Raw genomic sequence first — 13,504 nt, 5'->3', positions numbered from 1 at the left:
ATGCCCGAAGTCCTCAAAGCCCCCCTCGTCGTCGAATTCCCCTTCACCCGCTCCCTCGGCCCCGTCCAGAGCGCCTTCCTCACCGGCCTGCGCGAACGCGTCGTCCTCGGCGTGAAAACGACCGACGGGCGCACGCTCGTCCCACCCGTCGAGTACGACCCCGTCACCGCCGAAGAGCTCCGCGACCTGGTGGAGGTCGCCCCCACGGGTACGGTCACCACCTGGGCGTGGAACCACGAGCCGCGCCGCGGTCAGCCCCTCGGCACCCCCTTCGCCTGGGTCCTGGTCCGGCTCGACGGCGCCGACACCGCCCTGCTGCACGCCCTCGACGCCCCCGGCCCCGAGGCCGTGCACACCGGAATGCGGGTCCACATCCGCTGGGCCGCGGAGCGCACCGGCGCCATCACCGACATCGCCTGCTTCGAGCCGTACGACGGAGAACCCCACCGACCCGATGGCCACACCGGAGAGTTCGAGGACCCGCTCACCGGGATCGTCGCCCCGGCCCGCCTGGACTACACCTACTCACCCGGCCGCGCCCAGTCCGCCTACATCAACGCCCTCTCGGAACAGCGGACCGTCGGCGAACGCTGCCCCTCCTGCCGCAAGGTGTACGTCCCCCCGAGGGGTGCGTGCCCCACATGTGGTGTGGCCACAGTGGAGCAGGTCGAAGTAGGTCCCCGCGGCACAGTCACCACCTACTGCATCGTCAACATCAAGGCGAAGAACCTCGACATCGAGGTGCCCTACGTCTACGCGCACATCGCCCTCGACGGTGCCGACCTCGCCCTGCACGCCCGGATCGGCGGCATCCGCTACGACCAGGTGCGCATGGGCCTGCGCGTGGAGCCCGTGTGGACCGAGGGCGCCCGCTACCCCGACCACTACCGGCCCACCGGCGAGCCCGACGCCGACTACGACACCTACAAGGAGCTGCTGTGACCCGGGAGATCGCGGTCGTCGCCTTCGCCCAGACCGACCACCGGCGCTCCACCGAGGAGTCCTCCGAGGTCGAGATGCTGATGCCGGTCCTGCACGAGGTGCTGGCACAGACCGGCCTGCGGACCGCCGACATCGGCTTCACCTGCTCCGGCTCCAGCGACTACCTCGCCGGCCGCGCCTTCTCCTTCACCCTCGCCCTCGACGGCGTCGGCGCCTGGCCGCCGATCTCCGAGTCGCACGTCGAGATGGACGGCGCCTGGGCGCTGTACGAGGCCTGGACCAAGCTGCTGACCGGCGACGCCGACACCGCGCTCGTCTACGCCTACGGCAAGTCCTCACCCGGCTCCCTGCGCGACGTCCTCACCCGCCAGCTCGACCCGTACTACCTCGCCCCCCTGTGGCCCGACTCCATAGCCCTGGCCGCCCTCCAGGCGCAGGCCCTCATGGACGCCGGCCACACCGACGAACCCGCGCTCGCCGCCGTCGGCGCCCGCAGCCGCGCCGACGCCACCGCCAACCCGCACGCCCAGCTCAAGGGGCCGGTGCCGCACGGCGACTACGTCGTACGGCCGCTGCGCACCGGGGACTGCCCGCCCGTCGGCGACGGAGCCGCCGCCGTGATCCTCGCGGCGGGGGAGCGGGCCCGTCAGCTGTGCGTGCGGCCCGCCTGGATCCGCGGCCTCGACCACCGCATCGAGGCCCACGGCCTGGGCGTCCGCGACCTCACCGACTCACCGTCCACCCGGCTTGCGGCTGAGCGGGCAGGTGCCTTCGAACGGCCCGTCGACACCGCCGAGTTGCATGCTCCGTTCACCGCCCAGGAGGTGATCCTGCGCAGGGCGCTCCGGCTCGGCGACGACGTGTGCGTCAACCCCTCCGGCGGTGCGCTGGCCGCCAACCCCGTCATGGCCGCCGGACTGATCCGCATCGGCGAGGCCGCCGCCCGCATCCACCGCGGCGCGTCCGACCGCGCCCTCGCCCACGCCACGTCCGGCCCCTGCCTGCAGCAGAACCTGGTCGCCGTACTCGAAGGGGATCGACGATGAGCAAGGAGCCCGTGGCCGTCGTAGGCATCGGCCAGACCAAGCACGTGGCCGCCCGCCGGGACGTCTCGATCGCCGGACTCGTCCGCGAGGCCGCCCAAAGGGCACTCGAAGACGCCGAGTTGACCTGGGCCGACATCGACGCCGTCGTGATCGGCAAGGCGCCCGACTTCTTCGAGGGCGTGATGATGCCCGAGCTGTACCTGGCCGACGCGCTCGGCGCCGTCGGCAAGCCCATGCTGCGGGTGCACACCGCAGGCTCCGTCGGCGGGTCCACCGCGCTCGTGGCCGCGAACCTGGTCGCCGCCCGCGTCCACGGCACCGTCCTCACCCTCGCCTTCGAGAAGCAGTCCGAGTCGAACGCCATGTGGGGCCTGTCCCTGCCGATCCCCTTCCAGCAGCCGCTGCTCGCCGGCGCCGGCGGCTTCTTCGCCCCCCATGTGCGCGCCTACATGCGGCGCAGCGGCGCCCCCGACACCATCGGATCCCTCGTCGCCTACAAGGACCGGCGCAACGCCCTGAAGAACCCCTACGCCCATCTGCACGAGCACGACATCACCCTGGAGAAGGTCCAGGCCTCACCCATGCTGTGGGACCCCATCCGCTACTCCGAGACCTGCCCCTCCTCCGACGGCGCCTGCGCGATGATCCTCACCGGCAGCACCGGAGCCGCCCGCGCGCCCCGCCCGCCCGCCTGGATGCTCGGCGGCGCCATGCGCAGCGAGCCGACCCTGTTCGCGGGCAAGGACTTCGTCTCCCCGCAGGCCGGCAAGGACTGCGCCGCCGACGTCTACCGGCAGGCCGGCATCGCCGACCCGCGCCGGGACATCGACGCCGTCGAGATGTACGTGCCGTTCTCCTGGTACGAGCCCATGTGGCTGGAGAACCTGGGCTTCGCGGAGGAGGGCGAGGGCTGGAAGCTCACCGAGTCCGGGGTGACCGAACTCGACGGCGACCTGCCCGTCAACATGTCGGGCGGAGTGCTCTCCACCAACCCCATCGGCGCCTCCGGCATGATCCGCTTCGCCGAGGCCGCCCTCCAGGTGCGCGGCCAGGCCGGAGAACACCAGGTCGACGGCGCCCGTAGGGTGCTCGGGCACGCCTACGGCGGCGGCTCGCAGTTCTTCTCCATGTGGCTCGTGGGAGCGCGGCCACCGGAGACCTGAAAGTCCTCCCCACGTGGCCTGTTGGGCATCGTGAGCGGTCGCTAGGCTGACCCGCGGACGACGAACCGGGAGGAGCACGGACGTGGCCGAGACCACCACCCAGCAGAAGCCGCTCGCGGGCTGGGACAAGCCGGAGCTGGACCTCAGCAAGGCCGAGTGGCAGTCCAGCAGCCGAGGTCTGGGCGATGTCCAGATCGCCTTTGTCGAGGGCTTCATCGCCATGCGCAACAGCGGCCGTCCGGAGAGCCCATCCCTGATCTTCACGCCGGCGGAATGGGGCGCCTTCGTCTCCGGAGCCCGGGAAGGCGAGTTCGACCTCACCTGAGCCGGCCCGGCGGCGAGACCGGCACCACCACCCGAACCCAACCCGCACCGCGCGTACACCGGCAGCCGAACCGGGGGTGTTCCGCGCGGATTTCCGGACACGCGACCACCAGGACCCCGCTGGGACCCACGCCTGCGCCAGGCTGGCCCCAGCAAGGGCAAGGTCGTGCTCCGAAAGGTGAGGGACGATGAGCACTGCGCCGGTCATCGCCGCGGTCGACGGCTCCGACGACAGCCTGCGCGCGCTGGAGTGGGCCCTCGACGCCGCCCGCCGCCGCGCCGCACCGCTGCGGGTGGTGCACGTGCGGCAGTACGCCGCCTGGGGCCAGGCCGATGTGCTGGTCGCCGCAGAGCCCGAGGCGGAGGGCGATCCGGTGCTGGACGACGTGCGCACCCGGCTCGCGGAGCGCGGCGCGGAGCCGGCCGTCGAGTACGTCGCGCTGGAGGGCGTACCGGGCGCCGTCCTGCCGGAACTCGGAGCGGACGCACAGCTGTTGGTCCTCGGCTCCCGGGGCCGCGGTGGCTTCACCAGCCTGCTGCTCGGCTCCAACGGGCTCGCCGCAGCCCGGGACGCCGAGTGCCCGGTGGTCGTCGTACCCCGGCCCGGCCGGCAGGTGCACGGCGACGGTCCGGCCGAGCCGGGGCCCCGGGTGGTCGTCGGCCTGCACGCCGACAGCCCCGACGAGGCCACCCTCGCCTTCGCCTTCACCGAGGCCGCCCTGCGCGGCGCCCGCCTGCAGGTGATCGCCGCCTACCCGTGGCCGGTGCAGACCTGGTCCGCCCCCGGTCAGCTGGTGCCGCCCCAGATCGACCAGGGCGCCGTCGAGACCGAGACCCGCGCCCTCGCCGAGGGCTTCCTCGCCCCGCACCGCGAGCGGCACCCCGAGGTCCGCGCCGACGCCGAGGCGCTGCCCGGTGACGCGGCCGGCCATCTCGTCGCCGCCTCCAAGGACGCCGAGCTGGTCGTCGTCGGCCGGCACCGGCGACGCCTGCTCGCACCGGCCCGCATGATGGGCTCGGTCACCCAGGCCGTCCTGCTGCACGCGGCAAGCCCGATCGCGGTGGTGCCCCCCGGACCGCCGGAGGAGTGAGCGCCGACGGGGGCGCGGCCGGATCGGCGTAGCAGACCGCACAGCGGCCCGCAATCGGTCGGCTGCCGACCGGCACGGACACGGCTGTGGTGGCCGGGCCCATGGTGGCGACCCACATGCCTTCGTACGGTTCCGCCACGCCCGGCGCCGTGCGCACAGCCCCGCGCACGAGCGGCCGGGACACGTGTCCCGCAAAGGAGCCGCCCATGCCACCGCCCCCGTTCGCAAGGGCAACCGGAGCGCCGCCCCGCGCCCGCGTCCTGCCCCGTTTCCTGACCCGTCTCCTCGCCGTGGTCGCCGTCGTCCTCGGCACCGCGCTCGCCGGTCCGCTGCCGGCCGCCCGGGCGGCCTCCGTGACGCTCACCCAGGTGAGCGACTTCGGATCCAACCCCGGAGCCCTCACCATGTACGTGTACCGGCCCGCGTCCCTGCCCGCGCACCCACCGGTCGTCGTGGCCCTGCACGGCTGCACCCAGAACGCACAGGTCTACGCCGACAACTCCGGCCTGCCCGGACTCGCCGACCGCGACGGCTTTCTGCTGGTGCTCGCGCAGACCGGCTCGGCCAACAACCCGAGCCAGTGCTTCAACTGGTTCCAGACCTCGGACAACCGGCGCGGACAGGGCGAGGCGCTCTCCATCCGGCAGATGGTGAGCCAGGCCGTGACCGCCTACGGCGCCGACCCCCAGCGGGTCTACGTCACGGGCCTGTCCGCCGGCGGCGCCATGACCGCCGTCATGCTCGCCACCTACCCCGACGTCTTCTCCGCCGGAGCGGTCGTCGCGGGCCTGCCCTACGACTGCACCCAGGACAACAGCCCGTACACCTGCATGAACCCGGGCGTCGACCTGAGCCCGGACGAATGGGCCCGGCGGGTGCGGGACGCCTATCCGTCGTACACCGGACCATGGCCGCGTACGGCCGTCTGGTACGGCGACCAGGACACCACGGTCGTCCCGCGCAACGCCACGGAACTGCGCGACCAGTGGACCGCCCTGCACGGAGTCTCCCAGACCCCGAGCCGCACCACGACCATCGGACCCGACGCCACCCGGCAGGACCAGTACCTGGCCGCCGACGGCACGGTCGCCGTCGAGGTCGACAAGGTTCCCGGCATCGGCCACGGCACCCCGGTCGACCCGGGCACCGGCACCCAGCAGTGCGGCAGCACCGGCGCGCCCTACTTCGCCGCCTCCATCTGCTCCAGCTACTGGATCGCCCGGTTCTTCGGCCTGGACACCTCCGATCCGGGCGGTGGCGGTGGCGGCACCGGCGGTGGCGGCAGCGAGGCCGCCTGCTGGACGGCGAGCAACTACGCCCAGGTGCAGGCCGGACGGGCCACCACCAGCGGCGGCTACACCTATGCCAAGGGATCCCAGCAGAACATGGGCCTCTACAACACGTTCGTCACCCACACCCTGAAGGAGTCACCCACGGGCTACTACACCATTGCCGACAGCGGCTGTCCCTGACATCGAGTCAGCCAGATCAGCCACGGTCGGTCATGGTGGCCAACAACGTTGCCGGGGCCGTCTTCATGGCGGCCCCACACATGTCCGGCGCGCCCACCCGCCCCTAGCCTCCAGCGCGTCCACCCACAGCCGGAGGAACCCGTATGCCGACCACACCACACAGACGGCCCACCCGCCGAGCCGTTCTCCCCGCACTCTCGCTCACCGCGGCCTGCCTGCTCCTGACCACCCCGGCCACCGCGGCACCCACCGGCACACCGGTCGGCCACTGCGCCGGCCGCACCCAGCTCCGGGTGCCCGGCGCCGCCCACCAGCAGGCCGACTGCCTGGACGAGCTGACCACCGCCGGCACCGTGGCCTCCGGCCACACCGACCCGGCCGACTACGCCGGACTCACCCCCAAGGACCTGCCCACGCCCAGCGGCGTGCCCGGCATCCAGATCGACGGCTACTTCCCGGACACCTCCACCACGAACACCGACCACGGCTGGCACCACGACTCCCAGTTCGTCATGCGCCTGCCCGACCACTGGAACGGCGGCCTGGTCGTCGCCGGGACGCCCGGCAACCGCGAGCAGTACGCGAACGACAAGGCCATCTCCGACTGGGTGCTCGCCCGCGGCTACGCCTACGCCGCCACCGACAAAGGCAACACCGGCACCGCCTTCTACCGCGACGGCAAGCGGCCCGGTGACGCCATCGCCGAATGGAACACCCGCCTCACCCAGCTCACCCGCGCGGCCCGCGCCGTGGTCGCCCAGCGCTACCACCGGCCCCCGGCCCGCACGATCGCCACCGGCCTGTCCAACGGCGGCTACCTCGTCCGCTGGCAACTGGAGAACCACCCCGAGCTGTACGACGGCGGAGTCGACTGGGAAGGCACCCTCTGGCGCACCGACGGCCCCAACCTGCTCACCTTCCTGCCGCAGGCCCTGCGCCACTACCCCGCGTACGCCGCCGGCGGCCCCGGCGCCGCCGAGGCCGAGGACGCGCTGCACCGGGCCGGCTTCCCGGCCGGCTCGGAGTTCCTGTGGCCGTACCACTACCGGGTCTACTGGGACCTCACCCAGCGCATCTACCGGGAGGAACTCGACCCCGGCTACGACGGCGCCACCGAGGCGGGCACCCCGTTCTGCGCCTCCGGCACACCGGGCTGCGACGCCGACTACGACTACGCGGCCCGGCCCGCGGCCGTCCACCGCGCCGTCGAGCGGATCGCCCTCACCGGACGCATCGGCAAACCGCTGATCACCGTCCAGGGCACCCTCGACGTGCTGCTGCCGATCAGCCAGGACTCCGACGTCTACGCGCGCATGGTCCACGCGGCCGGACGCGGCGCCCTGCTGCGCTACTACCGCATCGAGGACGGCACCCACACCGACTCCCTGGTCGACGCCTTCCCCGACCGACTCCGCCCGATGGTCCCCTGCCACCACTCGGCCTTCGAGGCCCTGGAGGCCTGGATCACCGGCACGGCCCTCCCGCCGGCCGACCACACGGTCCCGCGCCCACCCGACGCGACGGCGGCCACCCTGCTGACCAGCTGCCCACTGATGTGACGGGCTGCGGGGCGGCGGCCCCGAAGGGGCACACCGAGGGGCGCGGGGCGGTGTCTGACATGCGGCTCCGCCGCGGGGCGCGACCAGCCACGATGAGTCCCGCGGCCGAAAGACCACCGCAGCCATGGACGGCCCCTTCCCGGCGCGCCTCGCGGAGCCCACGTACCATGGCCGCATGTCGTTCCTCCGCCGCCGCAGCGCCACCCCCGCCGGACCCGATTTCGACGTGCTGGCCATGGACCCGGGCGACTGGCCGGGCAACCTCGGCGCGGGCCTGCTGCCCGCGCCCGACGGCACCTGCCAGGGTGTCTTCCTGCGCTACGACCTCTTCGGCGGCCGCGGTCCCGCCATGATCATCGGTAACCTCCCCGAGGGTTCCCCGGCCCGCGATGTCGCCGAGGGCGAGATCCCCTTCGAGGTGGGCCAGCTGCTGCTCGCGCTGGAGAACGACGAGGAGGTCACCGTCGTGGGCGTCGAGGACACCCCGGTCCTCCAGGGCGACAACCTCCTCATCGTGCGGCGGCTGAAGCTGTCCGAGTCCCGGATCTCCTGCGTCCAGTTCGACCGCAGCGACGGCGTCCTCGTCACCATCGCGGCCTGGGACCGCCCCATCACCGACGACCTGTACGCCCTGCTGAAGCCGCTCCCGGCGGAGCTGTTCCAGCAGGGCTGAGGCCGCGCGGCCGCGTCTAGCCGGCCGAGCCTTCCAGGGTCACGTCCGCGGCGCGGACGAATCCGACCCGGTGGCCGTACTGGATCTCGTAGTACAGGTCCTTGCCCACCACGACCCGGTGCGAGTCGGTGGTGAAGGTGACCGCGTAGTAGTACTCACCCGGCACCTCGTCACCGACCACGTACTTCTGCCCGGCCGGGATCGTGTACGGGAGCGGGACGACCGACTGCGCCGGGACACCCGCCGGGTACGCGTCCTTCTCCGGGTAGGCCCTGCCGTACACCGGAATGCTCGCCAGGCCGTCCTTCGGTGTGATCACGAGTCCCTTGGCGGGGACCGCCGTCGGAGCCTTGACCGGGTTCTGGAACCAGGCCTTCTGGCCCAGGTACCAGATCGCGGTCCAGTCGCCCCAGCGGTCCGCGACCGCGTACTGCTGACCGGTGGAGACCCGGGAGGACAGGTCGTTCACATCCTCGGTCGGGTCCTGCTTCAGCCCGATGTCCTTGATCAGCGGCGCGTTCACGTCGTGGTCCGAGTACAGCCGCACCTCGCTGGAGCCGTGCGCCGTGCACGCCTCGCCGCTGCTGGTGCAGCCCGTGTAGGCCGGCTGGTTCGCGGAGTAGTCCGGCAGGATGGTGACCAGCCCGTTCCGCTTGCCGCCCGCGCGCTTGAAGGGGTGGCCCAGCAGCTGGAAGTAGTGCCGCCAGTCCCAGTACGGACCCGGGTCCGTGTGCATGCCGGGAATCGTGGACGTGGTCGGGCCGGGCACGTTGTCGTGGCCGAGGATGTGCTGCCGGTCCAGCGGGATGCCGTACTTGGCGGCCAGGTACCTCACCAGCCGGGCCGAGGAGCGGTACATCGCCTCCGTGTACCAGGCGTCCGGGTTGGCGAGGAAACCTTCATGTTCGATGCCGACGGACTTGGCGTTGACGTACCAGTTGCCCGCGTGCCAGGCCACGTCCTTCGCCTTGACGTGCTGGGCGATCAGCCCGTCCGTGGAGCGGATCGTGTAGTTCCACGACACATAGGTCGGGTCCTGGATCAGGTTCAGCACCCCGTCCCACGCGCCCTCCGTGTCATGGATGACGATGTACTTGATGCTCTGCGACGCCGGACGGTCGCCGAGGTCGTGGTTGCCGTAGTCGTCGTTCCCGAACTGCGCGTACGGCGCCCAGACCGCCTCGCAGGACACCGACTTCGGGCACTCGACGCCGTCCGTAGGCAGTGTGCCCAGCCCGGTCCGCCCCAGCTGCGCGGTGTCCGCGGTCAGTCCGGGCTGTGCGGCGAGCGCGACGAGCTGGCCGTCGTCCGTGACGCGTTCCTCGCCGGTGTGCAGGACGTCGTACACGTCGTCGGCGTACGCGGCCGCGGTCGCCGTGTCGTCGGCGCCGGAGAAGCGGGCCACCGCGCCGTACCAGTCGGCCGGGTCGGCGCTCAGCGGCTCGCCCAGCTCCTTCTGCGCGGCGGCGAGCAGGGCGGCGCCGCCGGCCACGTTCGCCGCCGGGTCGGTGCGCAGCTCCTCGGCCGGCAGGCCGGTCAACTGCGCCGCCTTCGGCAGCGTCTTCAGGCGGGCCGGAAGCGCGGACTCGTCCGGCACCTTGATGTCCGGGTGCACGGCCGCGCGGGCGGCGTCGCCGCGGGCGTCCTCCGCGCCCTCGGCGTAGTGCTCCGTGGTGGCGATGGCGGCGCGTGCGTCCGTGAGGTGCATCGGACCGTAGCCGCCGGACACGCTGGGCGCGCCGGCGTGCCAGTCCCAGCGGGACTGGAGGTAGGAGACGGCCAGCAGGACGCTCTGCGGCACGTGGTACTCGCTCGCCGCGGTGGCGAACGCGTGCTGCAGCCGACCCGCGGAGGAGTCGGTGGGGCTCTGGGCGGGGGCCGCGCCGAGCAGCGGCAGCAGCAGGGCCGCCGAGGCCAGCGGGACGGCGGCCCGGCGCAGATGTCTGTGGCCGGGGGTGGACGTGGAATCGGTGGCGGAACCTCGCAATGCGGCCTCCTGTGACGGGTGGGCGTGGCGGGGCGTGCGGCGCCGAGCTGGGTCAGTGGTACCGGCTTGCCGACGATCCGTCAATCATGCCTTCGTCACGGCGATTTCCCACGTCACGGAGGTTTTCGGCGAGTTTCGCCGCGGCGGTGCGCGGGCCTGCGGGGCGTCACTGGCGTACACCAGTGGCCACTTGGGCCCGGACATACGAAGGTCCGCGGTGCGCCGTTGCTCTGGCGTACCGCGGAACCGTCGTCCCCGTCAGCGAGTACCGACCGCCGCTCGGACGGCCTTGCGGGCCATCTGGCAGTCGTCGTGCAGCCGCCTGAGCAGCAGCCGCTGTTCCTCGCCGGACGGCGCAGCACCCGGGTGGGCCGTGCCCGGTGCCGCCGGGGCCACCTCGTGCATCGAACGCTGCACGGCCGTCTCGTACGTGCGGATCTCCCGGGTCAGCACCAGCATCAGGTTGACCAGGAAGGCGTCCCGGGAGGCCGGGCCCGCCGCCTGGGCGATCTGGCTGATCTGCCGCCGGGCCGCCGGCGCGTCCCCGAGCACGAGCCACAGCGTCGCCAGGTCGTACCCCGGCAGGTACCAGCCCGCGTGCTCCCAGTCCACCAGCACTGGACCGGCCGGTGACAGCAGGATGTTCGACAGCAGGGCGTCGCCGTGGTTGAACTGGAGCATGCCGTGCCGACCCACCTCGTGGGCGATGCCGTGCAGCAGCTTCTGCAGGTCGCCGAGGTCCCGGTCGGTGAGCAGGCCCAGCTCGTGGTACCGGGAGATCCGGACGCCGTAGTCCAGCGGCATGTCGAAGGTGCCCGCCGCGGGCCGCCAGGCGTTCAGCCGGCAGATCGCGCCCAGCGCGGCCCGGATGTCCGGGCGGGGCGGCACCTCCACCGGATGGCGCTGCAGCGCCGCCACCCGGCCCGGCGCCCGCTCGATGACCAGGGTGCAGTTGTCCGGGTCCGCTGCGATCAGCCGGGGCACGCGGACCGGTGGCCGGTGCCGGACGAACGAGCGGTATGCGGCTATTTCGTGGCGGATCCGCTCGGCCCAGGCGGGCGAGTGGTCCAGCAGACACTTGGCCACGGCCGTGCCGCGCCCCGCCGTCCCGACGAGGAGGACGGACCGTCCGCTGCGCCGTAGCACCTGCACCGGGGTGAACTCCGGGCAGATCCGGTGCACCGATGCGATCGCTGTGCGCAGCTGCGCGCCCTGGGGGCCGGACAAGTCGAGTCTCCCGCTGAGCGGTTGGGTTCCGGCCTGGCCCGGCACCCGCCGGAGCCGGCCCGCGACCGGCACGGGGCCGCCCGGACGCGCCGCCGGGTCCAGATACGGCCCGCCACCCGCGGGGCGGGAGCGCAGCGGCCGGGGCGGGGCGGACACGGAGGACGATGCTGCGTACATGGGAGATACAGATCCCTTCGTGTGCCTGCGGTGCCTGCCTGTGGTGCGTGCTCGGGGCACATGCGCGAGTCCGGGGCCCGGGGGAGCCCGTACTCCGTTCGCATGCACGGTGAGCTTGCGCCTGCCCGGCCCGGCCGCCCGGGTGCACCCTGGGGAATGCACCCGTCAGCTCGGCGAGCCGAGCGGCGACCGGGTCGGGGTGGCGCGTTCCTACTCGACACCCGATGCCCAGTGGCACACCATCTGGCGGACCCTGGCGAACCCTGGCGAATAGTCGCCCGGCAACCTTCACCGGGCTACTGTCAACTCAGCCGAGAACCTGGGGGCTTGACGTGAGCGGACAACCCAACACCCGACTTGCGGACCTGTTCGGCCTGGCCGGCTGGTCCAAGGGCGAACTCGCGAGGCTGGTCAACAAGCAGGCGGCGGCCATGGGCCACCCCCAGCTGTCGACCGACACCTCCCGGGTCCGTCGGTGGATCGACACGGGAGAGATCCCGCGCGATCCGGTACCGCGGGTGCTGGCGGCCCTGTTCACCGAGCGTCTCGGCCGTGTCGTGACCATCGAGGACCTCGGTCTGGTACGGCACGGGCGTACGGGGAAACGGCAGGGCGACGGGATCGAGGAACATCCCGACGGCGTGCCGTGGGCGCCCGAACGTACCGCCGCGGTCCTCACCGAATTCACGGGAATGGACCTCATGCTCAACCGACGCGGCTTGGTGGGCGCGGGTGCCGCGCTCGCCGCGGGATCCGCACTCAGCAGCGCCATGTACGACTGGCTGCACACCGACCCGGCCCTGAAGGCCGACGCCCCCGTCCTCGACGACCCCCTGCACGCCGACCCCGCTGGGTTCGACCGCTATGAGGCCGCCCCCATCGGGTCGCAGGAGATCGAGGAACTGGAGCGCTCGGTCGAGGTGTTCCGCGCCTGGGACGCGGCCCGTGGCGGCGGGCTTCAGCGCAAGGCGGTCGTGGGCCAGCTCAACGAGGTGGGCGGCATGCTCGCCTACCACCATCCACCCCATCTCCAGCGGCGCCTGTGGGGCGTCGCCGCCAACCTCGCCGTTCTCGCGGGCTGGATGTCGCACGACGTCGGCCTGGAGCCCACGGCGCAGAAGTACTTCGTCATCGCCGCCCATGCCGCCCGCGAGGGCGGAGACCGGCCGCGCGCCGGTGAGGCCCTGTCCCGGGCGGCCCGGCAGATGGTGCACCTCGGCCGGCCCGACGACGCACTGGACCTGATGAAGCTCGCCCAGTCCGGCGCCGGCGACCGCCTGCAGCCGCGTACGAAGGCGATGTTCCACACCATCGAGGCCTGGGCGCAGGCCTCGATGGGCAAGGGCCAGGCGATGCGCCGCACGCTGGGGAAGGCGGAGGACATGTTCGTCGCCGACCGGGGCGGCGGGGAGCCGCTGGACTGGATGCAGACCTTCAAGGACGAGGATCTGTACGGCATGCAGGCGCTCGCCTACCGCACGCTGGCGGAGTTCGACCCGAGCGCGGCCACCCACGCCCAGTACTACGCGGAGAAGGCGCTCTCCCTGCGCGTCGACGGGCGGGAGCGGTCGAAGATCTTCGACCATCTGTCGATGGCGTCGGCCTGCTTCATCGCCGACGACCCCGAACAGGCCGACCGCTACGCCCGGCTGGCCCTGATGTCGATGGGTTCGAACTCCTCCCGTCGCACCTGGGACCGGCTGCGGCAGATGTACCGGCTGACCGCGGAGTACTCCGGCTATCCGAAGATCCACGAACTGCGGGAGGAGATCAGGCTCGCCCTGCCCAAGCCGAGGGCCAAGGGCGCGGGCAGCGCACAGGCGTGAGCGCACAGGCACAGGGC

The 13,504-nt window shown here is 72.5% G+C and carries 11 protein-coding genes; 9 read left to right on the top strand and 2 right to left on the bottom strand.

Features of this window, described 5'->3' with window-relative positions; all coding sequences use genetic code 11:
- The 8 genes from ACZ418_RS30345 (at position 1) to ACZ418_RS30310 (ending at position 8,270) form a co-directional block, all read left to right on the top strand.
- On the top strand, positions 1–942 hold the full coding sequence (locus tag ACZ418_RS30345) for a Zn-ribbon domain-containing OB-fold protein (RefSeq protein WP_468369230.1): 942 nt from the start codon (positions 1–3) through the stop codon (positions 940–942).
- The gene (locus ACZ418_RS30340; RefSeq protein WP_468369227.1) at positions 939–1,988 is read left to right on the top strand and encodes a thiolase domain-containing protein; all 1,050 of its coding nucleotides are present in this window, start codon (positions 939–941) and stop codon (positions 1,986–1,988) included. Before ACZ418_RS30345 ends, ACZ418_RS30340 begins: the two co-directional genes overlap by 4 nt.
- Positions 1,985–3,151, top strand: coding sequence for a thiolase domain-containing protein (locus ACZ418_RS30335; protein WP_468369224.1), 1,167 nt, complete (start codon positions 1,985–1,987; stop codon positions 3,149–3,151). The genes ACZ418_RS30340 and ACZ418_RS30335 overlap by 4 nt, the downstream gene beginning before the upstream one ends.
- Before the next feature lie 82 nt (positions 3,152–3,233).
- On the top strand, positions 3,234–3,476 hold the full coding sequence (locus tag ACZ418_RS30330) for a DUF397 domain-containing protein (RefSeq protein WP_385317695.1): 243 nt from the start codon (positions 3,234–3,236) through the stop codon (positions 3,474–3,476).
- 187 nt (positions 3,477–3,663) lie between these two features.
- Positions 3,664–4,566: a universal stress protein gene (locus ACZ418_RS30325; RefSeq protein ID WP_468369221.1), complete on the top strand. Its 903-nt coding sequence runs from the start codon at positions 3,664–3,666 to the stop codon at positions 4,564–4,566.
- Between the two features lie 206 nt (positions 4,567–4,772).
- Entirely contained in the window at positions 4,773–6,038 is a 1,266-nt protein-coding gene (locus tag ACZ418_RS30320; RefSeq protein WP_468369219.1) for an extracellular catalytic domain type 1 short-chain-length polyhydroxyalkanoate depolymerase, read from the top strand.
- A 143-nt stretch (positions 6,039–6,181) separates the two neighbouring features.
- On the top strand, positions 6,182–7,597 hold the full coding sequence (locus ACZ418_RS30315; RefSeq protein ID WP_468369216.1) for a 3-hydroxybutyrate oligomer hydrolase family protein: 1,416 nt from the start codon (positions 6,182–6,184) through the stop codon (positions 7,595–7,597).
- A 175-nt stretch (positions 7,598–7,772) separates the two neighbouring features.
- Positions 7,773–8,270, top strand: coding sequence for a glycosyltransferase family protein (locus ACZ418_RS30310; protein ID WP_014670824.1), 498 nt, complete (start codon positions 7,773–7,775; stop codon positions 8,268–8,270).
- 16 nt (positions 8,271–8,286) lie between these two features.
- Here ACZ418_RS30310 and ACZ418_RS30305 read toward each other — a convergent pair whose 3' ends face one another.
- Complete coding sequence (locus tag ACZ418_RS30305) at positions 8,287–10,257, bottom strand: N-acetylmuramoyl-L-alanine amidase (protein ID WP_468369213.1); 1,971 nt, start codon at positions 10,255–10,257, stop codon at positions 8,287–8,289.
- A 258-nt stretch (positions 10,258–10,515) separates the two neighbouring features.
- On the bottom strand, positions 10,516–11,661 hold the full coding sequence (locus ACZ418_RS30300; RefSeq protein WP_468369211.1) for an aminoglycoside phosphotransferase family protein: 1,146 nt from the start codon (positions 11,659–11,661) through the stop codon (positions 10,516–10,518).
- A gap of 332 nt (positions 11,662–11,993) precedes the next feature.
- Between ACZ418_RS30300 and ACZ418_RS30295 the strand changes: the two genes are divergently transcribed.
- Entirely contained in the window at positions 11,994–13,487 is a 1,494-nt protein-coding gene (locus tag ACZ418_RS30295; RefSeq protein ID WP_468369209.1) for a DNA-binding protein NsdB, read from the top strand.
- Positions 13,488–13,504 lie beyond the last annotated feature (17 nt).

This window comes from Streptomyces sp. NPDC030820, from assembly GCF_055572075.1.
Note: the sequence above shows the minus strand (reverse complement) of the source record. Positions and strands in the feature narration are given on the sequence as shown.